Annotated in this window: 19 protein-coding genes; 7 read left to right on the forward strand and 12 right to left on the reverse strand. The window is 67.4% G+C overall.

Features of this window, described 5'->3' with window-relative positions; all coding sequences use genetic code 11:
• Positions 1-37 precede the first annotated feature (37 nt).
• On the reverse strand, positions 38-808 hold the full coding sequence (locus CV103_RS05530) for a hypothetical protein (protein WP_107394229.1): 771 nt from the start codon (positions 806-808) through the stop codon (positions 38-40).
• A gap of 319 nt (positions 809-1,127) precedes the next feature.
• Between CV103_RS05530 and CV103_RS05535 the strand changes: the two genes are divergently transcribed.
• The 4 genes from CV103_RS05535 (at position 1,128) to CV103_RS05550 (ending at position 3,655) form a co-directional block, all read left to right on the forward strand.
• Complete coding sequence (locus tag CV103_RS05535) at positions 1,128-1,787, forward strand: energy transducer TonB (protein WP_041864952.1); 660 nt, start codon at positions 1,128-1,130, stop codon at positions 1,785-1,787.
• A 78-nt stretch (positions 1,788-1,865) separates the two neighbouring features.
• The gene (locus tag CV103_RS05540; RefSeq protein WP_015459741.1) at positions 1,866-2,624 is read left to right on the forward strand and encodes a MotA/TolQ/ExbB proton channel family protein; all 759 of its coding nucleotides are present in this window, start codon (positions 1,866-1,868) and stop codon (positions 2,622-2,624) included.
• A gap of 104 nt (positions 2,625-2,728) precedes the next feature.
• The gene (locus CV103_RS05545) at positions 2,729-3,211 is read left to right on the forward strand and encodes an ExbD/TolR family protein (protein ID WP_015459742.1); all 483 of its coding nucleotides are present in this window, start codon (positions 2,729-2,731) and stop codon (positions 3,209-3,211) included.
• A 15-nt stretch (positions 3,212-3,226) separates the two neighbouring features.
• Positions 3,227-3,655: an ExbD/TolR family protein gene (locus CV103_RS05550; RefSeq protein ID WP_015459743.1), complete on the forward strand. Its 429-nt coding sequence runs from the start codon at positions 3,227-3,229 to the stop codon at positions 3,653-3,655.
• Between the two features lie 183 nt (positions 3,656-3,838).
• Here CV103_RS05550 and CV103_RS05555 read toward each other — a convergent pair whose 3' ends face one another.
• The 8 genes from CV103_RS05555 to CV103_RS05590 all read right to left on the reverse strand — a co-directional run bounded on the left by CV103_RS05555 (position 3,839) and on the right by CV103_RS05590 (position 10,896).
• Complete coding sequence (locus tag CV103_RS05555) at positions 3,839-4,225, reverse strand: DsrE family protein (RefSeq protein WP_107394230.1); 387 nt, start codon at positions 4,223-4,225, stop codon at positions 3,839-3,841.
• 9 nt (positions 4,226-4,234) lie between these two features.
• Positions 4,235-4,993, reverse strand: a complete 759-nt coding sequence (locus CV103_RS05560; protein WP_107394231.1) for a HesA/MoeB/ThiF family protein — start codon at positions 4,991-4,993, stop codon at positions 4,235-4,237.
• A complete protein-coding gene (gene dut, locus CV103_RS05565; RefSeq protein ID WP_107394232.1) occupies positions 4,990-5,478 on the reverse strand; it encodes a dUTP diphosphatase in 489 nt (162 codons plus the stop codon). The genes CV103_RS05560 and dut overlap by 4 nt, the downstream gene beginning before the upstream one ends.
• Positions 5,479-5,512: 34 nt before the next feature.
• The gene (locus CV103_RS05570) at positions 5,513-6,226 is read right to left on the reverse strand and encodes a type 1 glutamine amidotransferase domain-containing protein (RefSeq protein WP_107394233.1); all 714 of its coding nucleotides are present in this window, start codon (positions 6,224-6,226) and stop codon (positions 5,513-5,515) included.
• Between the two features lie 5 nt (positions 6,227-6,231).
• Positions 6,232-7,452, reverse strand: coding sequence for a bifunctional phosphopantothenoylcysteine decarboxylase/phosphopantothenate--cysteine ligase CoaBC (coaBC, locus tag CV103_RS05575; RefSeq protein WP_107394234.1), 1,221 nt, complete (start codon positions 7,450-7,452; stop codon positions 6,232-6,234).
• A gap of 347 nt (positions 7,453-7,799) precedes the next feature.
• Positions 7,800-8,459: a PEPxxWA-CTERM sorting domain-containing protein gene (locus CV103_RS05580; RefSeq protein WP_015459749.1), complete on the reverse strand. Its 660-nt coding sequence runs from the start codon at positions 8,457-8,459 to the stop codon at positions 7,800-7,802.
• 179 nt (positions 8,460-8,638) lie between these two features.
• The gene (ubiB, locus tag CV103_RS05585; RefSeq protein WP_107394235.1) at positions 8,639-10,171 is read right to left on the reverse strand and encodes a 2-polyprenylphenol 6-hydroxylase; all 1,533 of its coding nucleotides are present in this window, start codon (positions 10,169-10,171) and stop codon (positions 8,639-8,641) included.
• On the reverse strand, positions 10,168-10,896 hold the full coding sequence (locus tag CV103_RS05590; RefSeq protein ID WP_015459751.1) for a class I SAM-dependent methyltransferase: 729 nt from the start codon (positions 10,894-10,896) through the stop codon (positions 10,168-10,170). Before CV103_RS05590 ends, ubiB begins: the two co-directional genes overlap by 4 nt.
• Positions 10,897-10,954: 58 nt before the next feature.
• On the opposite strand from CV103_RS05590, the gene mutM reads away from it, so the two are divergent.
• The 3 genes from mutM (at position 10,955) to dnaA (ending at position 13,975) form a co-directional block, all read left to right on the forward strand.
• A complete protein-coding gene (gene mutM, locus CV103_RS05595; RefSeq protein ID WP_107394236.1) occupies positions 10,955-11,767 on the forward strand; it encodes a bifunctional DNA-formamidopyrimidine glycosylase/DNA-(apurinic or apyrimidinic site) lyase in 813 nt (270 codons plus the stop codon).
• Between the two features lie 95 nt (positions 11,768-11,862).
• A complete protein-coding gene (rpsT, locus tag CV103_RS05600) occupies positions 11,863-12,126 on the forward strand; it encodes a 30S ribosomal protein S20 (protein ID WP_015459753.1) in 264 nt (87 codons plus the stop codon).
• Positions 12,127-12,586: 460 nt separating this feature from the next.
• A complete protein-coding gene (gene dnaA, locus CV103_RS05605; protein WP_107394248.1) occupies positions 12,587-13,975 on the forward strand; it encodes a chromosomal replication initiator protein DnaA in 1,389 nt (462 codons plus the stop codon).
• 92 nt (positions 13,976-14,067) lie between these two features.
• Here the strand turns inward: dnaA and CV103_RS05610 are convergent, their stop codons facing one another.
• From CV103_RS05610 to murJ, 3 genes are all read right to left on the reverse strand, one after another.
• Positions 14,068-14,715 carry a DUF4136 domain-containing protein gene (locus tag CV103_RS05610; protein WP_041864954.1) on the reverse strand — a complete coding sequence of 216 codons (648 nt, stop codon included), beginning with the start codon at positions 14,713-14,715 and terminating at the stop codon, positions 14,068-14,070.
• A 265-nt stretch (positions 14,716-14,980) separates the two neighbouring features.
• Positions 14,981-15,985, reverse strand: a complete 1,005-nt coding sequence (gene trpS / locus CV103_RS05615; protein ID WP_107394249.1) for a tryptophan--tRNA ligase — start codon at positions 15,983-15,985, stop codon at positions 14,981-14,983.
• Positions 15,985-17,547, reverse strand: a complete 1,563-nt coding sequence (gene murJ, locus CV103_RS05620; protein WP_107394237.1) for a murein biosynthesis integral membrane protein MurJ — start codon at positions 17,545-17,547, stop codon at positions 15,985-15,987. The genes trpS and murJ overlap by 1 nt, the downstream gene beginning before the upstream one ends.
• Positions 17,548-17,565 lie beyond the last annotated feature (18 nt).

Raw genomic sequence — 17,565 nt, forward strand, 5'->3', positions numbered from 1 at the left:
CGCGCGGTATCATTGCGGTGAGCGCAATATAAGTGGTTCAGCGAGCGGGAAAATTCCGCTCGCAGGGCTGGAGCCCCTCGATTACCACGCGATAATCGGCCCGCGCCGCATCCGCCTGCCGGGCGCCAAGATCGGCGGTGGAATTTTCCGGCAGTTCGGGCGGCAGCGTGCAGGCCAGCCGATACCAGAGGAGGCTGTCGGGAGGGGGCGGGGCGGCGCTGTCGTCCACCATTTCGCCCAGCGCCACCGCCCAGCGCGGCGCCTCGCCCGGCCGGCGCAGAACGCTGAGGGAGACCGGCCGCCCGTCGTCCGTCCCCAGGAATATCTGCGTCTCGCTCTCGCCCGGCAGCGAGCCCGGCACCTGGAAGGCGTTGCCGACGCGGGTGATGTGCGGCGGCGCGTCCGTGGCGTTCAGGTCCCGCAGCACGCCGCGCACGCGCGCATCCTCCTCCTGCGACCAGGCGATCTGGCCGAAAGGCGCGGCCAGCCTTACCTCGCCCGGCCGGCCCGCCACGGCATCCACGAACAGCAGCAGCCGGGCCTTCTTGAGTTTGGGCGCCCGATTCGCGGCGTCGAGCGGCACGTCCGCCAGCCAGGAGATCTGGCCCGGCAATCCCTTCTTCCCGCCGAGAAGCGCGTTCAGATTCCCTTCAAGATAGAAGCGCTGGTGCCCGGCCGGAACATTTGCCGCGGCCGGGCCTTTTAGCTTGGTCGCCGCCGTCACCTCGACGTCGGCGACAGCGTCCGATGATTCCGCCAATCCGACTAGATCCGCATAGGTGAAGGCCGGATTTCCGACGATTCGCATATCTGGTTGCGCTACCGCCGGATTCGCGGAAAGCGCCGCCAGAAAAGCCAGGGCCAAGGTGCTCCGCCGCATGTCCACTCCTTAGTGTCAAATCTCCGCAGCCATTCGGAAACGGCCTCTCCGGCGGGTTTCGCACGGGGCATGCGGGACGTTCAAGCGTTGGACAAAGGAATTGCGTCGCCGAAAGTGTCGCGATAAGGACACACATCCCGTCAATAATTACTGAACGAAGACGGTACCCGCTGGATTATGTCGGGCCCGCCCCACGGGCAGCCCGTAGCCCGTGAAGCTTGTGGATTGGAGGGAGTGTCGTTCCTTAATGGCTTACGCTGATCAATCGATGAGCTCCCGCCGGGTCGTGGCGATCGCCATTGTCGCGCTGCTTCACGCAGTGATCGGCTATGCGTTCGTGACTGGCCTGGCATACAACGTCGTCAAGAAGGTCGCCCAGGATCTGAAGACCTTCGACGTCGAAGAGGAGCCACCACCCCCGGAGGAAGTGCCGCCGCCGCCGCCGCCGGATCAACCGGTGGAACCGCCGCCCGTTCTTGCCCCGCCCCCGATTGTGAGCGTGCCCAATCCCACGCCGCCGCCGGTGACGACGGTTCGGGAAGCGCCGCCCGTGGTCATCACGCCCACCGCGCCGCCGGCACCGCCGCCGCCGCCGCCGCCTTCGCAGGCTGCCAAGGCGACCGAGCGTGGCAATTCGAGCCTTTGGGTCACCACCGACGACTATCCGTCGCGTGCGCTCCGTGAGGAACGCGAAGGCACCACCGGTGTCGCGTGGGACGTCGACGAGCAGGGACGCGTGGTGAACTGCCGCGTGACTTCGTCGAGCGGATCGCCCGATCTCGATGATGCGGCCTGCAAGAACATCACGCGCCGTGGCCGTTACAAGCCCGCGCAGGATGCGGCAGGCAATCCCATCGCTTCGAGCGGCTATACCCGCCGCGTTCGCTGGCAGATGCCCAAAGATTGATAGTGGCGAGAGCCGGATCGGCTGAAGCGATCCGGCCAGCCGATCCAACCAAATTCGACGAAGAGGAAGAACACCGAAATGGCTACCCCCGCTGCAGCGCCCCATGGCGGCGAAAACCCCTACGGCCTGATGGCCGCCCTGGAGCAGGGCGGAACGATCGCCTGGGCCGTCTTCATCATCCTGGTGGTGATGTCGGCTGCCTCCTGGTACATCATGTTCACCAAGCTGCTCGAGCAGCAGAAGATCCTGAACCAGGCCAAGCGCGTGCGCACCTCCTTCTGGGGTTCGCCGAGCCTGAAGGACGGCGCCGCCAAGCTCGAGAAGAACTCGGCCTATCGCCAGATCGTCGACGACGGCCTCCGCGCGCAGGACGAGCACACCAAGCTGATCGACCCGATCGACCAGCATGACTGGCTGCTCGGCTCGCTCGGCCGCAGCCAGCAGGCGATCAACTCGAAGCTCGGCAACGGCCTCGCCGTGCTCGCCACCGTCGGTTCGACCGCGCCGTTCATCGGTCTGTTCGGCACCGTGATCGGCATCTACCGCGCGCTCATCAAGATCGGCGCGGCTGGCCAGGCCTCGATCGACGCCGTCGCCGGCCCGGTCGGTGAAGCTCTGATCATGACCGCGCTCGGCCTCGCCGTGGCCGTTCCGGCCGTGCTCGGCTACAACTGGCTGATCCGCCGCAACAAGGTTGTCGCCGAACAGATCGCCGCCTTCTCCACCGACGTCCATGGCTACATGGTTTCGAACGGTGCCGTGAAGCCGGCGCTCCTCTCGGCCAAGCCGGCCGCTCCGGCCGCCGCCAAGCCGGCCGCGACCGCCACCAAGGCTTGATAATCGGCCCGGCGCGGCCTCCGATATCGGGGCCGCGCCGGAATGCCGGGTCGTTCCGTCGGCCACGCGCCGGCGAAATTTGAAGTAGGACAGGATCACACCTTATGGCCATGAGTGCCGGCCCCGCGGAGGGCAGCGACGCGCCGATGTCCGACATCAACACGACGCCACTCGTGGACGTCATGCTGGTGCTGCTTATCATCTTCCTCATTACCGTTCCCGTCGTTGTCCAGACGGTGCCAGTCGAACTGCCGAAGGTCGTGTTCGAGCCGACGACGACGAAGCCCGAGAACGTCTCGCTTTCGGTGCGCTCGGTCGATGGCAAGTGCGAAGTCTATTGGGGCCAGACCCTGGTGACGCCGCAGGAACTGCTCGACAGGGCGGTCGTCAAACTGAAGGCCGAGATCGACAAGCAGGGCGGCCCGACCGCGCCTGGCATCGAACTGCCGGAAGCGCATATTCGTGGTGACGTGAAGACGCCTTACCGTTGCATCGGCGGCGCCATCTTCACCATGCAGCGGGCAGGCTTCGCGCGGGTCGGGTTCATCTCCCAGCCGCCGGCCGGCACCACCAGCCCGCGTCTCTGATCAGGAGTATCCATCATGGCAATGGCAGCAAGCACCACCGATGGTGAGCCGATGATGGACATCAACACGACGCCGTTGATCGACGTCATGCTGGTGCTCCTCATCATGTTCATCATCACCATTCCGATCCAGACCCACGCCGTGAAGCTGGATCTGCCGGTTGATGATCCCAGCCAGAAGACCCCGCCGCCGATCGATCCGGTCAAGAACAAGGTGACCATCGATCCCGCCGGCCAGGTGTTCTGGAACGGCAGCCCGGTGAGCCTCACCGTGCTGCGCCAGTATCTGGATCAGACGCAGACGATGAACCCGGTTCCTGAGCTGCACCTGCAGCCGGACCCCCAGGCGCGCTACGAAGTGGTGGACGAGGTTCTCGCCGTCACCAAGCGGGCCCAGGTCGAGAAGATGGGCTTCGTCGGCAACGAGGCTTACGGCAGCTGGTAAGCAGCCGCGCCAAGGCGTCGGATGTGAAAGAGGGGCGGTCCTGCGGGATCGCCCCTTTTTGCATGTGGGGTTTTCCTGCGCCGGGATGATCGGAGGCGGAGCAGGTTGCTGCGCCGGCTTACTTTCGGAGCAGTCCGCGGCTTTAGGAGCAGTCCGCCGGATCAGACCCAGCGGCCTGCCGGATCAGATGACGACGAGCCGATCCTGGTCGAGAGACTGTAGCAGCCCGATCATGCCGCCCCATTCTATGCGGGGATCGAACCGGTCGGCGGTGGCGCCAATCAGGGCGAGGCCGCTCTGGCAGGCGGTGATCGCGACGCCGGCATCCAAGGCATCGGCGAATATGGCGGCGCGGGCAGGGAGCCCGGCGGCCGCATAGCGGGCGGCGTCCTCCGCAACCTCATCGGGCAGAAGCAGGGCCACGGCGCCTTCCTGCAGGAACAGCCGGGCGGTGCCGCCGAGGGCGATTTGGGCCAGCGCCATCATCAGCGCGGTGCGGAAGCGTTCGCCGTCCGCCGTGGCGACGACGATGGTGAGGCCGGTCGGCGTGGCGGCGGGCGGCGATGTCATGGCCAGCGGTTATCCGGCGGCGTGGCGGCAGCCGCAGGCGGGGTCCTTGGGCAGGGACAGCGTGCGGAAGCGGAAGGCGAGGGCGTCGATCAGCAGCAGGCGGCCGGCGGCGTCCTCGCCGAAGCCGGTGAGGGCGCGAATCACCTCCATCGCGGCGAGGCTGCCGAGGACGCCGGTGAGCGCGCCGAGCACGCCCTGATCGGCGCAGCTCACGTCCGGGCGATCGGGATCGTTGCCGACGAAGCAGCGATAGCAGGGCTTGTCCGCCTCCCACCCGCGATAGGTGGCGAGCTGGCCTTCGAACTGGCCGACGGCGGCGGATATCAGCGGGATGCGCAGGGCAAGCGCGGCATCGGCCACCGCCAGCCGCGTTCGGAAATTGTCGCACCCGTCGAGGACGACATCGTGCCCGGCAAGCAGTTGCGCCGCATTTTCAGCCGTCACCCGTTCGGCATGGGTTTCGAGCTGCACGTCGGGGTTGAGCGCGGCCACCCGTTCGGCGGCGACATCCACCTTGCGGCGTCCCTCATCCGCCGTGCCGAACAAGGTCTGCCGCTGGAGGTTCGAGAGGGCGACGACATCATCGTCGAACAGGGTGATGTGGCCGATGCCGGCCGCAGCGAGATATTGGAGGGCGGGGGAACCGATGCCGCCCGCGCCGATCACCGCGACACGGGCGGAAAGCAGCCTGAGCTGGCCCGCGCCGCCGATCTCGCGCAGCACGATATGGCGGGCATAGCGATCGAGCTGGGCGTCGCTCAGCGTCATCCGCGCGCGACCCCGGTGGAGCCGAAGCCGCCCAGGCCGCGGCCGGTGGTGGCGCTGAATTCGTCGACCACGGCGAATTGCGGGCGCAGGATCGGGAGGAAGACGAGCTGGGCAATGCGATCGCCCGGCTCGATCAGGATGGGATCGCTGCCGGGCGGATTGCGGTTCCAGGTGCTGATGAAGATCTGGTTGGCATAATCGGCGTCGATGGTTCCGACCGCCTGGCCCAGCACCAGCCCCTTCTTGTGGCCCAGCCCCGAACGGGCGAGCAGGAAGGCGACCATGTTGGGATCGTTCATCAGCACCGCGATGCCCGAGGGGATGAGGATGGCGGGGGCCTGCGCCGCCACCGCGATCGGCGCGTCGATGCAGGCGTGGAGATCGATGCCGGCGGAAAGATCCGTCTGATATTGCGGCAGCCCCCATTCGGCGAGGCGCGGGTCCACGATCTTGAGTTCGATGGTGGGGCGCGGATCGAAGGACATGGAGCGGGCTTTCCTGAGCGGTGAGGTTGCCGGGTTAGGGCGCGGGCGATCCCGGTTCAAGCGTGAGAAGAGCCAGCAGCGCTTCGGCCAGCGGCAGCGACGATGCGGGGTTCTGGCCGGTGAGGAGATGCCCGTCGCGGACGATGAAGGGCGCATCCGGCGGGCCGTGGCGGAAATCCGCGCCCAGCGCGCGCAGTCGATCCTCCAGCACGAAGGGGGCGAGGGTGACGAGGCCGGCCGCCTCGTCCTCCGCGCGGCTGAAGGCGGTGAGGCGGCGGCCGGCGACGAGCGGACGGCCATCGGGAGCCCGGCAGGCGGCGAGAGCGGCCTGGCCGTGGCAGACGAAGGCGATGGGCGTGGCGGCCGTGAAGGCGGTTTCGATCAGGGCGCGGGAATGGGGATCGGCGGCGAGATCCCACATCGGGCCGAGCCCGCCGGGATAGAAGATCGCGTCGAAGCCCTGGGGGAAGCCATGGGGGGCGATCGCGGCGAGGGGCCGGGTTGCGGCCAGGGCGGATTGCGCGGCGGCATTGGCGCGGAAGCGCGCGACCGAGGGCGGCACGGGCTCCACGGCATCGCCGGTGGGATCGGTGGGCACGGGGCCGCCCAGCGGCGAGGCGAGCGTGATCGCCGCCCCGGCATCGCGGAACAGGAAATAGGGGGCGGTGAATTCCTCGATCCACAGGCCGGTCGGGCGATCGCCGGCACCCATCCGACCCTGCGAGGTCAGCACGAACAGGATGCGCATGGGATTCAGGCGGTGAGGGCCGCGGCGATCCGATCGGCCAGACGGGTCGCCACCGCTTCCTTGGGAAGATCGGGCCAGCTTTCCACGCCGTCGGCGGTGACGATGTGGACGCTGTTGCGCGCGCCGCCCATCACGCTTTCGCCTTTCCCGCCGGAAACGTCGTTGGCCACGATCCAGTCCGCCCCCTTGCGGGCGCGCTTGGCGGTGGCGTGGGCGAGCACCTGCTCCGTTTCGGCCGCGAAGCCCACCACCAGCGCCGGCCGGCGCGGGCTGGCGGCGAGCGTGGCGAGGATATCGGGATTTTCGGCGAGCGCGAGCGCGGGCGGGGCGCCGCTGGGCTGCTTCTTGATCTTCTGATCGGCGGCGGCGACATGCCAGTCGGCCACGGCGGCGACCATCACCGCCGCATCGGCGGGAAGCGCGGCATCGACGGCGGCCGCCATCTCGCGCGCGGTTTCCACGTCCACCCGATCGACGCCGGCGGGGGTTGGCAGGACGACAGGCCCGGCCACCAGCGTGACGCGCGCGCCGAGCGCGGCCAGCGCGCCGGCAATGGCGAAGCCCTGCCGGCCGGAGGAGCGATTGGCGATGTAGCGCACCGGATCGATCGGCTCATGCGTCGGGCCGGCGGTGACGATGACGTGCCGGCCGGCGAGCGGGCGCGCGTCCGCCGGCAGGCGCTTCACCGGCGCGAGCTGGGCGGTGATCGCGGCGAGGATGGCTTCGGGATCGGGCAGGCGGCCGGGGCCATATTCCCCACAGGCCATGGCGCCCTCGTCCGGCTCCATCACCGTCACGCCATCGGCGCGGAGCTGGGCGACGTTGCGGCGCGTGGCGGCATGCTGCCACATTCGGACATTCATCGCCGGGGCGGCCAGCACGGGCTTGTCGGTGGCGAGCAGCAGGGTGGTGGCGAGATCGTCGGCGATGCCGGCATTCATCCGGGCGAGCAGATTGGCCGTGGCCGGGGCGACCACCACCAGATCGGCCTCGCGGCTGAGCTGGATATGGCCCATCTCGGCCTCGTCCTTCAGATCCCACAGGCTGGTATGCACGGGCTGTTCGGAAAGCGCCGCCAGCGTCATCGGCGTCACGAACTGCTCGCCCGCCGCCGTGAGCACGCAGCGCACCGACATGCCCGCCTTGCGAATCAGCCGGATCAGCTCGCACGCCTTGTAGGCCGCGATTCCCCCGCCGACGATGAGGAGAATCCGATGCCCCGTCACGCGCGAAAATCCCCGGCTGCGGGAGCGAAGTTGAGGAAGTTGAGGATTGCCATCGCTGCATCCATGAAGCCGATCGGGCGCGAAGTCGAGAGACGGGAGCCGCCCGGCCGGCGAGGACGGACGGTTGCGCGGATCGCTGGATGGGCGGGGGAGGAAGGGCCTGGCATCCGGGGATTATGCCGTGCCGGCCGCGCGTAGGACAGGGGCTGTATCAAGAGACTGTGTCAAAGGCGGTGCCGAACAGCACCGGGCTTGCGGCCGTGAGAGCCGCAAGGAGGCGAATGGGGAGCCTGACCGGCGGATATGCCGCGATGCAGCAAGGCCGGCCGGACTTCAGGCTCCCCCGTTCAGCCCAGCGCGTAGGTTACGCGCTCCGCACGGGCACGGCGAAGGGCGGCGCCCATCAGGCCGAAGCCGGCGATCATGAGTGCCCAGCTGGCCGGTTCGGGCACGATCGGGACGTTGGTGATATCGCGGCGGTAGAGGAAGAAATCGCCGAAGGCGAAGCCGCCCGCGCCGGATGCGACGGAGATGGTGAAGTTGGTGATACCGGGGCCGTTCCAGCCGAAGAATTTGGCGCCGGAATTGCCCTGGATGAGCTGGTTCACGACCGTGCCGTCGCTGGTGGTGATGGTGAAGAGGAAGTTGGAAAAGACGTTCGGTTCCAGGAAGAAGCCGAAGCCGTCGACCGCATCGGCCAGCGTGGCCGTGACCGAGCTGGTCCCCAGATTACGCAGGACATCGCCGGTATAGCCGCCGGACCAGGTGGCCCAGCCATTGCCGATCGCGGCGACCGAGACGGCATGGTTGAAGTTGAGCGTGACGCCGCCATCCAGCGTGACGGAGGAAAGGCTGGTGCCGGTGGCGCCATATTCCGTGTCCTCCAGCCAGGGGCCGGCGAGCGACTTCCAGGTATCGAGATCGGTGGTGACGGGGACAGCGGCGAAGGCGGCGCTGCTGATGATGGTACCGGTAAGCAACGTAGCGGCGGTCAGGACTTTACGCATGGTAAATCCCCTGTGTCTGAGCCAAACGACAGAACAACAATGCGACCTGTTATGCGGCTGCGGACCCGGCAACAGCACTTTCCGGCTGCTCCGCTGCACTGCAAAATATGAACGAAAAGTTAACCTTTTGTCAATGCAGATAAGGGGCGCCCGATTGTCCCATCCGGGTATCGCGGATTTCAGCCCAGCAGTAGGTGAGCGGCAAAGCCCGCCGCAAATCCGGCTGCAATAACAAAAAGGTAGCGCCAGGGCGGGCTGATGCGGACCACCTCCACCTCGGCCAGCGGGGGCAAGGGCGGGGCGCCGCCTTCCGCCGGGAAGCGTGCCTCGATTCGGCGGATCAGATCCGGGATGCGGGCGAGGGTGCGGACGTCCGCGCCGATTCGATCGGCGATCGCGGCCTCGGGGCCGAGCTCGGACCGCAGCCATTCCCTTACGAAGGGGGCGGCCGTTTCCCACATGTTGATATCGGGATCGAGCGCGGTGGCCACGCCTTCGACCATCACCATCGTCTTTTGCAGCAGCAGCAGGTGCGGCTGGGTCTGCATGTCGAAATCGCGGGTGATGGCGAACAGCCCGTCCAGCATCTGGCCGACGGACAGCTCCTTCACCGGCCGGCCGCGCATCGGCTCGCCCACGGCGCGCAGCGCGGTGGCGAATTCGGCGACATTGTGGTGGGAGGGCACATATTGCGCCTCGAAATGAATCTCCGCCACGCGCCGGTAATTGCCGGTGATGAGGCCGTAGATGATCTCCGCCAGCCACAGCCGCGCGCGCCGGTCGATCCGGCCCATGATGCCGAAATCGATCGCCGCGATCCGCCCGTCCGGCAGCACGAACAGATTGCCCTGGTGGAGATCGGCGTGGAAGAAGCCCTCGGCGATCGCCTGGCGGAGGAAGGCGCGGACGAGGTTGCCGGCGATCACGCCCGGATCATGGCCGGCGGCGACCAGCGCATCGCGATCGGAAAGCTTGAGCCCGTCGACCCATTCGAGCGTGAGGACCTTGCCCGACGTGCGCTGCCAATCGATCGCGGGAACGACGAAGGCGGGTTCCGCCTCCATGCCTTCGGCCAGCTCGGAGGCGGATGCCGCCTCGCGCCGGAGATCGAGCTCGCGCGCGGTCCAGCGCTTGAAGGTCGCGATGACTAGGCGGGGACGCAGCCGGGCCAGCTCGCCGCCCATCGCCTCGGCCTGGGCGGCGGCCCATTCATAGGTATCGATGGCCTTGGCGAATTCGCGCTCCACGCCGGGCCGGAGCACCTTGACGGCGACTTCGCGCCCCTCGGTGGTGACGGCGCGATGAACCTGCGCGATCGAGGCGGCGCCCACCGGCACCGGATCGATCGACGCGAAAAGCTGGTCGATCGGGCCGTGGAAGGATTGTTCGATCTGATCGCGGATCTGATCGAAGGGCAAAGGCGGCAGCGCATCCTGCAGGCGCAGCAGATCGTTGGCGGCTTCCTCCCCCACCAGATCGGGGCGGGTGGCGAGGCTCTGGCCCAGCTTGATCGCCGCCGGGCCGATCGCCTGGAAGGCATCGGCATAAGCGGGCACCTTGGGCAGGCGCGCGCCGATGCGCAGGATGCGGGCGATCCGACGTGCTGGCGGCGGCGTAAGCGGATCGCGCTCTATGCCCAGCAAGGCGCCGTGACGCGCGAGGGTTCGGCCCCACTTCAGCAGGCGGGCAGTATGGACAATGAAGTGGGTCAAATCTTCCAGCCGCTGTGGATGGCGACGAGGCCGCCGAGAATCGGCTCGACATTCGTGCGGACGAAGCCCGCCTCGGCGATCATCCGCTCGAAGCTGGGCATGTCCGGGAAGCGGCGGATCGATTCGATCAGGTAGCGATAGCTGTCCTCGTCATTGGCCAGCAGCTTGCCCAGCTTCGGCACCAGGCGATGCGAATAGGCATCATAGGCTTCGGCGAAGCCCGGCCACTGGTTGGTCGAGAATTCGAGGCAGAAGAAGCGGCCGCCGCGCTTCAGCACGCGATGCGCCTCGCGGAGCGCGGCCGGGATATCGGTGACGTTCCGGATGCCGAAGGCGATGGTATAGGCATCGAACTCGCGATCGCCGAAGCTCAGCGTCTCGGCATTCTGTTCCGCCCAGATCAGGCCGTGGATGCCGCGCTTCTTCGCGCGCTCCATCCCCACTTCCAGCATGGCAGGGTTGATATCGGCCACCGTGACCTGCGCGCCGGAGCGGGCATGGCGGAAGGCGATGTCGCCGGTGCCGCCGGCCATGTCGAGGATCGCCTCGCCCGCACGCGGCTTCACCCGGCGGACGAAGCGGTCCTTCCACAGGCGATGCATGCCGCCCGACATCGCGTCGTTCATCAGATCGTAACGCGAGGCGACGTTGCGGAAGACGGCGCCGACGCGCTCGGTCTTCTCCTCGGGGCTGACGTCCGAATAGCCGAAGGATACGGTTTCCATGGACCCGGCCTCTACAAGGGTTGCCCCGCGAGGTCACGGGCCATATCGCAACAATATCATGCCCGAGCTTCCCGAAGTCGAAACCACCGTCCGCGGCCTTCGTGGCCCGCTGGAGGGGCACAGGCTGGTGACCGTGGAGCCGCGCCGGCCCGACCTGCGCCGTCCGATCCCGCCGGACCTGCGCCAGCGGCTGACCGGCGCCACCGTCACCGGGCTGGGCCGGCGCGCGAAATACGGGCTGATCGAGACGGATCGCGGCGACACGCTGATCTTCCACCTCGGCATGTCGGGAAGCTGGCGGATCGACCCGGATGCGATCGGCAAGCACGATCATCTGGTGATCGAGACGGAAGCCGGGCGCAGGCTGGCGCTGAACGATCCGCGCCGCTTCGGTTCGCTCGATCTGGTGGCGACGGAGGCGGTGGGCGATTTCCCGGCCTTCCTGGCGCTGGGGCCGGAGCCGCTGGGGCCGGGGCTGACCGCCACCCATCTGCGCGACGCCTTCGACGGGCGGATCGCGCCGGTGAAGGCGTTGCTGCTGGACCAGCGGATCGTGGCGGGGCTGGGCAACATCTATGTATGCGAGGCGCTCCACATCGCCGGGATCGCACCCGCCACGCCGGCGGGGCGAATCACGCGGGCGAAGCTGGGGCGGCTGGTGGAGGCGATTCGCGCCGTGCTGGCGGCGGCGATCGAGGCGGGGGGCTCCTCGCTCAAGGATTATGTGCAGCCCAATGGCGAACTGGGCTATTTTGCCAGCCAGTGGCGCGTCTATGGCCGCGAGGGCGAGGCCTGCACCTGCGGCGCCACCATCGCGCGGCGCGTGGATGGCGGCCGATCCACCTTCTTCTGCCCGGCCTGCCAGGCGTGAAGGTTGACGAATGCCGCCAGACGTGTATGAAGCCGGCCTTCCCGGCGCGGGATCGCTCCTTGCGCCGCATCCCTTTTTGATCTGTTGAGGACGACATGGCGAACACGCCGCAGGCAAAGAAGCGCATCCGCCGGAACGAACGCCGGGCCGAGATCAACGGCGCGCGCGTGAGCCGCATCCGCACCTTCATCAAGAAGGTGGAGCTTGCGCTCTCGACGGGCGACAAGGCTGCCGCGAGCGCCGCGCTCGCCGCCGCCCAGCCGGAGCTGGCCCGTGGCGTCTCCAAGGGCGTGCTCCACAAGAATACCGCGTCGCGCAAGTTCGCGCGCCTGACGAAGCGGGTCGCCGCGCTCGGCTGACCGATCGTTACTGCCACGTTAAAGGCCCGCCGGGGATGATGCCCCGGCGGGCCTTTTCGTTTCTTTTCCATGACAATCGCGAATTCTAGGAATCTCCACGATTCGTCCTGTGTGACGTTTTCGGGAATTGCATTTTTATGACCTGAATTCAGCGGTTTGCGCGGCGGGCACGCAAAAGCCCGGCTTTTGCTGTCAAGCGCCATTATTTCTTTTTTGTTGCATCCGGGGGCCTTGATCCGAGGCCGATCGCCTTTCACAAAGACGGTCCGCGCCGGCGAATCTCCGGCCTGTGCGGATTGCGGTAACGACGGGAACATGCGGTGATCGCGGGGGCGATTGCGCAGAGGGGGCGTTTTCTCTCTCGTGTCCCGGCGCGCCCGTGGGGAGGCCAACTGAAGGGACCGACGTGACATCAGCCGCTTCGTTTCTTTCCACGCCGGACGAATCAGGCGCCGGGGCCATCGATCAGGCCCCTTCGCCCTTCGAGGCCGCGTGGGAGGCGATTCGCGCAAGCCTGCGCAAATCCTGCGGCGCCCGCACCTTCGACGGGTGGCTGAAGCCGGTGACGCTCGTCGAGTTCGATTCGGACGAGGCCACCGTGCGTCTGGCGGCGCCTTCCGATTTCATGGCCAATTGGGTCGAGACGCATTTCGCCGAGCAGTTGCTGCAGGCCTGGCGGGCGATGCTGCCGCAGGTTTCCAAGGTGGCGATCAGCGCCGATGGCGGCCGGCCGGCGCTGTTCACGATTCCCGGCGACGAGGCGGAGGCCGCGGCGCAGCCCGAGGCCGAGCCGCCCGTGGCCGCGCCCGTGGCGCAGGCGCCGGTGGAGCACGGCTTCGAGGCGCGTTACAGCTTCGATTCGTTCGTGGTCGGCAAGGCCAACGAGGTCGCCTACAACGCCGCCCGCACGGTGGCCGAGGGCGGGGTGCTGGGTTTCAACCCGCTCTTCCTCCATGGCGGCACCGGCCTCGGCAAGACGCATCTGATGCATGCGATCGGCCAGGAATTCCTGGCCCGCCAGCCGGGCGCGCGGATCATCTACATGTCCGCCGAGAAGTTCATGTACGAGTTCGTGGCCGCGATGCGCGCCAAGGACACGCACAGCTTCAAGGCCCGTCTGCGCGCGGCCGACGTGCTGATGATCGACGACGTGCAGTTCATCGCCGGCAAGGAATCGACCCAGGAAGAATTCTTCCACACGATGAACGAGATCATCTCGGCCGGCCGGCGGCTCGTCATCACCGCCGATCGCAGCCCGCAGGACCTGGAAGGGATCGAAAGCCGCATCCTTTCCCGCCTGTCCTGGGGGCTGGTGGCGGACGTGAACCCCGCCGATTTCGAGCTGCGGCTGAACATCATCGTCAAGAAGCTGGAGGCGATGCCCCAGGCCAAGGTGCCCGAGGATGTCGTGCTGTTCCTGGCGCGGCGCATCAGCACCAACGTCCGCGAGCTGGAAGGCGCGCTCAACCGCGTCGTCGCCTATTCGCTGCTGTCGGGCCGGCCGATCGACATGGAGTTCACGCAGGAGACGCTGGCGGACATGCTGCGCGCCACCCAGCGGCGGATCACCATCGACGAGATCCAGCGCCGGGTGTGCGAGCATTATCGCATCAAGCAATCCGAAATGGCGTCATCCCGCCGCGCGCGCGAGGTGGCCCGCCCCCGCCAGATCGCCATGTATCTGGCCAAGCAGCTCACGCCGCGCTCGCTGCCCGAGATCGGCCGCCGCTTCGGCGGGCGGGACCATACGACCGTGATCCACGCGGTGAAGCAGATCGAGAAATTGCGCCAGACCGATGCCGAGCTGGACGCCGACGTGCGCCTGCTGATGCGCCAGCTGGAAGGCTGATCCTTCCGCAAGGCACCGGGCCCAAGCTCAAGCCCATGAAAAAGGCCCCGCCGATGGATCGGACGGGGCCTTTTTCATGGTCTGAGGCCGGATCAGTCCTTCTTGGGCGGCGGGATGGTGATGCGCACCTCCTCGCCCGAGCGGCCCGGGAAGTTGGTGAACATCGCCTGCACCAGATTCGGCACGAGCGTGGGCAGGCTATCGGTGGTCGAGCGCGCCTTGGCCTTGCCCTCGAACAGCCGCTGGCCGTTCTGGCCGCTGATCGTCATGTCGAGATAGCTGGTATAGAAGGTGTAGCTCGACACGTCCGGATAGGCCCAGGGATCATACCAGAAGGGATCGTTCCAGCCATAATAGAAGGAGGAACGATAGCCCCAGCGGCCATAGGGCCGGCCCCAGCCGCCATAGCCGGCGCCGAAGCCAGGACGGGTGACGACCTTCTGCTGGCCGTTGTCGACGCCGTAATCGAGCGTGACGGTGAGGGTGGCATTCGCCCCCTCGCGCGCGGGCACATAGCCCTGGGAAACGAGCTGCTGGGCGACGAGATCGGCATATTGGCCGAATTCCAGGCCGCCTTCGTTGCGGGGGTCGGCCGGCCGGATCGTGAAGCTCTGGCCCTGCGGGGCCGGCATCGCCTGGAAGCGGGCGACATCGGCCTTGAACGGGGTGGCGCAGCCCGAAAGCGCCAGCAGCGCCGCTGCCGGCACGGCGAGGGTGAATATCCGTCTAGATAAGGACATGGCTGGCGACCTCGCAGGGCAAAGGGTTGTAACCCCGGAATATAACAACGCCGATGTATCGCATAGTAGGGCTGAACATGCGTTGAACATCGACGGATGCGAAATGAAAAATCGGCAATGATCCGAAGGCGCAATCGGGTGGAAGGCACGGCCATCGCGCCCAACGGGGGGGGCGGGCGCTCTCAGGGGGATAATGCCCGTGCCTTCCGATCCTTATGACGGAGTCGTTCCGCCTCCGCCTTGGCGGAAAATGCCTATTTCGATCCTACCAGCGCAGGCCCATCGCGCGGTAGGTGGCGTCGAGCGTGGGGGCGGCCGCCTCCCGGGCGCGGGCGGCGCCGAGGCCGAGCAGTCGATCGAGCTCGGCAGGATCGGCGCGCAGCGCATCGAGCCGGGCCTTCACCGGGCGCAGCGACTCGGCCACAAGCTCCGCCAGCGCGGGCTTGAACGCGCCGAAGCCCTGGCCGGCGAAGCGGGCAAGCACCTGTTCCACGCTCTCATCCGAAAGCGCGGCGTAGATGCCCACCAGGTTGCGGGCCTCCGGCCGGCCGGCCAGCTCCTCCGCCGAGGCGGGCAGGGGTTCCGGGTCGGTCTTGGCCTTGCGGATCTTCTGCACGATCAGGTCGGCATCGTCGGTCAGGTTGATGCGGCTCATGTCCGAAGGATCGGACTTGGACATCTTGGCCGTGCCGTCGCGCAAGGACATGATGCGGGCGGCCGCCGGCGGGATGATCGGTTCGGGGAGGGTGAACAGCTCCACCTCGAAATCGGTGTTGAACTTGGTCGCGACGTCGCGCGCCAGCTCCAGATGCTGCTTCTGGTCCTCGCCCACGGGGACGTGGGTGGCCTGGTAGAGCAGCACGTCCGCCGCCTGGAGCACCGGATAGGCATAGAGGCCGACCGAGGCGCCCTCGCGATTCTTGCCCGATTTCTCCTTGAACTGGGTCATCCGGTTCAGCCAGCCGATCCGCGCCGTGCCGTTCAGCAGCCAGCACAGTTCGGCATGGGCGGGCACGTCCGCCTGGCTGAACAGGGTGGAGCGCGCCGGATCGATGCCGGCGGCGATCAGCGCGGCCGCCATCTCGCGGATGTTGGCGCGCAGCTGGGCGGGATCGTGATGCACGGTGATCGCGTGCAGCGAGGCGAGGAAGAACAGGCATTCGTCGCCCTGGCCCAGGCCATCCTGCATGCGCACCCAGTTGCGGATCGCCCCCAGATAATTGCCGAGATGGAGGTTGCCGGTGGGCTGGATGCCCGAGACGATGCGCATCATGCTTCCTTCTTCCTGCGGCGGCGGGTGAGCAGCCGGATTGCTTCCTTGTCCATGCCGCCGAACAGCCAGGCGGCGCCGAAATAGACGATCCCGCCGATGCCCACGAGGGCCATGACCGAGATCATCCGCTTGCCCACGGAGCCGGCGAACCAGTCCGCGAACGCCATGCGCAGGGCCCAGAGGACGGCGGCCATCACCAGGCCCGCGGCGATCTGGCGGGCGATGCGCCCCCAGAGCCAGCCTTCGATGCGGAAATGGCCGCGCGCGCGCAATATCGCATAGAGCATCAGGCAATTGAGCCAGGAACAGGCGGCGATCGCGAAGGCGAGGCCGTAGATGCCGAACAGCGGGATCAGGGCGAAGTTGAGGACGATATTGGCGATCAGCACGATCGCGGCCGTCTTCACCGGCGTCTTCGTATCCTCCCGCGCATAGAAGCCGGGGGTGATGACCTTGACCAGCACATAGGCCGGCAGGCCGGCGACGATGATGGCGAGCACATTGCCCGTCACCATCGCATCATGCGCGGTGAACTTGCCGCCCTGGAACAGCGCCGCGCAGAGCGGGCCGGCCACGACCGCCAGCGCCAGCGCGGCCGGCAGGCAGAGCAGCATCGAAAGCTCGACCGCCTGGCCCTGGACCTTGGCGGCCTCGTCCGGCTCGCCCCTGGCGATGAAGCGGCTGATCTGGGGCAGGATGGCGGTGCCGAGCGCGGTGCCGATCACCGACAGCGGCAGCTGGTTCAGCCTGTCCGAATAATTGAGGAACGACATCGATCCTTCGGGCAGCCGGGTGGCGAAGAAGGTGTCGATGAGCTGGCTGATCTGGTAGACGCCCGCGCCCAGCGTGGCCGGGATCACCACCACGAAGAATTGCCGCACGCCGGGGGTGATCCGCGGACGGCGCAGGCGCAGCGAGATGCCCGCCCGGCGCGCGCCGTTCCACAACAGGGCGAGCTGGAACACGCCGCCGACGGTGACGCCGATCGCCAGCGCATAGGCCGTCTTCACCCCGCCCGCCGGCACCAGGATCAGCGCGCCCAGCATCGCGACGTTGAGCAGCGCGGGCGCGAAGGCGGCGGCGGCGAACTTCGTCAGCGAATTGAGCACGCCCGAAAAGAGCGAGACGAGGCTGATCAGCAGCAGATAGGGGAAGGTGATCCGCGTCAGCGATACGGTGAGCGCGAACTTGGCGGGTTCGTCCGCATAGCCCGAGGCGATCGCCCACACGAAGGCCGGCATCGCGATTTCGAAGACGAGGGTGAAGAGGAAGAGGGTGGGCAGGAACACCGCCAGCACCTCTTCCGAGAATTTGCGCGCATCCTCGATCCCGCCCTGCCCGTGCAGCCGCTGGCTGAACAGGGGCACGAAGCCCGCCGAAAAGGCGCCTTCGCCGAACAGGCGGCGGAAGGTGTTGGGCAGACGGAAGGCGACCAGGAATGCATCGGCGGCGCCTGATGCCCCCATGATGCGCGACATCAGCATTTCGCGCGCGAAGCCGAAGATGCGGCTGATCATCGTCAGCCCGCCGATCGTGCCGATCGCCCTGGTAAGGTTCATGCGCGCAAGCCGATCCTG

This window comes from Edaphosphingomonas fennica (assembly GCF_003034225.1).
Classification (GTDB): domain Bacteria; phylum Pseudomonadota; class Alphaproteobacteria; order Sphingomonadales; family Sphingomonadaceae; genus Sphingomonas_E; species Sphingomonas_E fennica.

What these genes read in the sequence shown, in the direction of transcription:
- CV103_RS05530 (WP_107394229.1), bottom strand. Translation starts at nt 808, where the DNA reads ATGCGAATCGTCGGAAATCCGGCCTTCACCTATGCGGATCTAGTCGGA.
- CV103_RS05535 (WP_041864952.1), top strand. Translation starts at nt 1,128, where the DNA reads ATGGCTTACGCTGATCAATCGATGAGCTCCCGCCGGGTCGTGGCGATC.
- CV103_RS05540 (WP_015459741.1), top strand. Translation starts at nt 1,866, where the DNA reads ATGGCTACCCCCGCTGCAGCGCCCCATGGCGGCGAAAACCCCTACGGC.
- CV103_RS05545 (WP_015459742.1), top strand. Translation starts at nt 2,729, where the DNA reads ATGGCCATGAGTGCCGGCCCCGCGGAGGGCAGCGACGCGCCGATGTCC.
- CV103_RS05550 (WP_015459743.1), top strand. Translation starts at nt 3,227, where the DNA reads ATGGCAATGGCAGCAAGCACCACCGATGGTGAGCCGATGATGGACATC.
- CV103_RS05555 (WP_107394230.1), bottom strand. Translation starts at nt 4,225, where the DNA reads ATGACATCGCCGCCCGCCGCCACGCCGACCGGCCTCACCATCGTCGTC.
- CV103_RS05560 (WP_107394231.1), bottom strand. Translation starts at nt 4,993, where the DNA reads ATGACGCTGAGCGACGCCCAGCTCGATCGCTATGCCCGCCATATCGTG.
- dut (WP_107394232.1), bottom strand. Translation starts at nt 5,478, where the DNA reads ATGTCCTTCGATCCGCGCCCCACCATCGAACTCAAGATCGTGGACCCG.
- CV103_RS05570 (WP_107394233.1), bottom strand. Translation starts at nt 6,226, where the DNA reads ATGCGCATCCTGTTCGTGCTGACCTCGCAGGGTCGGATGGGTGCCGGC.
- CV103_RS05580 (WP_015459749.1), bottom strand. Translation starts at nt 8,459, where the DNA reads ATGCGTAAAGTCCTGACCGCCGCTACGTTGCTTACCGGTACCATCATC.
- CV103_RS05590 (WP_015459751.1), bottom strand. Translation starts at nt 10,896, where the DNA reads ATGGAAACCGTATCCTTCGGCTATTCGGACGTCAGCCCCGAGGAGAAG.
- mutM (WP_107394236.1), top strand. Translation starts at nt 10,955, where the DNA reads ATGCCCGAGCTTCCCGAAGTCGAAACCACCGTCCGCGGCCTTCGTGGC.
- rpsT (WP_015459753.1), top strand. Translation starts at nt 11,863, where the DNA reads ATGGCGAACACGCCGCAGGCAAAGAAGCGCATCCGCCGGAACGAACGC.
- CV103_RS05610 (WP_041864954.1), bottom strand. Translation starts at nt 14,715, where the DNA reads ATGTCCTTATCTAGACGGATATTCACCCTCGCCGTGCCGGCAGCGGCG.
- trpS (WP_107394249.1), bottom strand. Translation starts at nt 15,985, where the DNA reads ATGCGCATCGTCTCGGGCATCCAGCCCACCGGCAACCTCCATCTCGGC.
- murJ (WP_107394237.1), bottom strand. Translation starts at nt 17,547, where the DNA reads ATGAACCTTACCAGGGCGATCGGCACGATCGGCGGGCTGACGATGATC.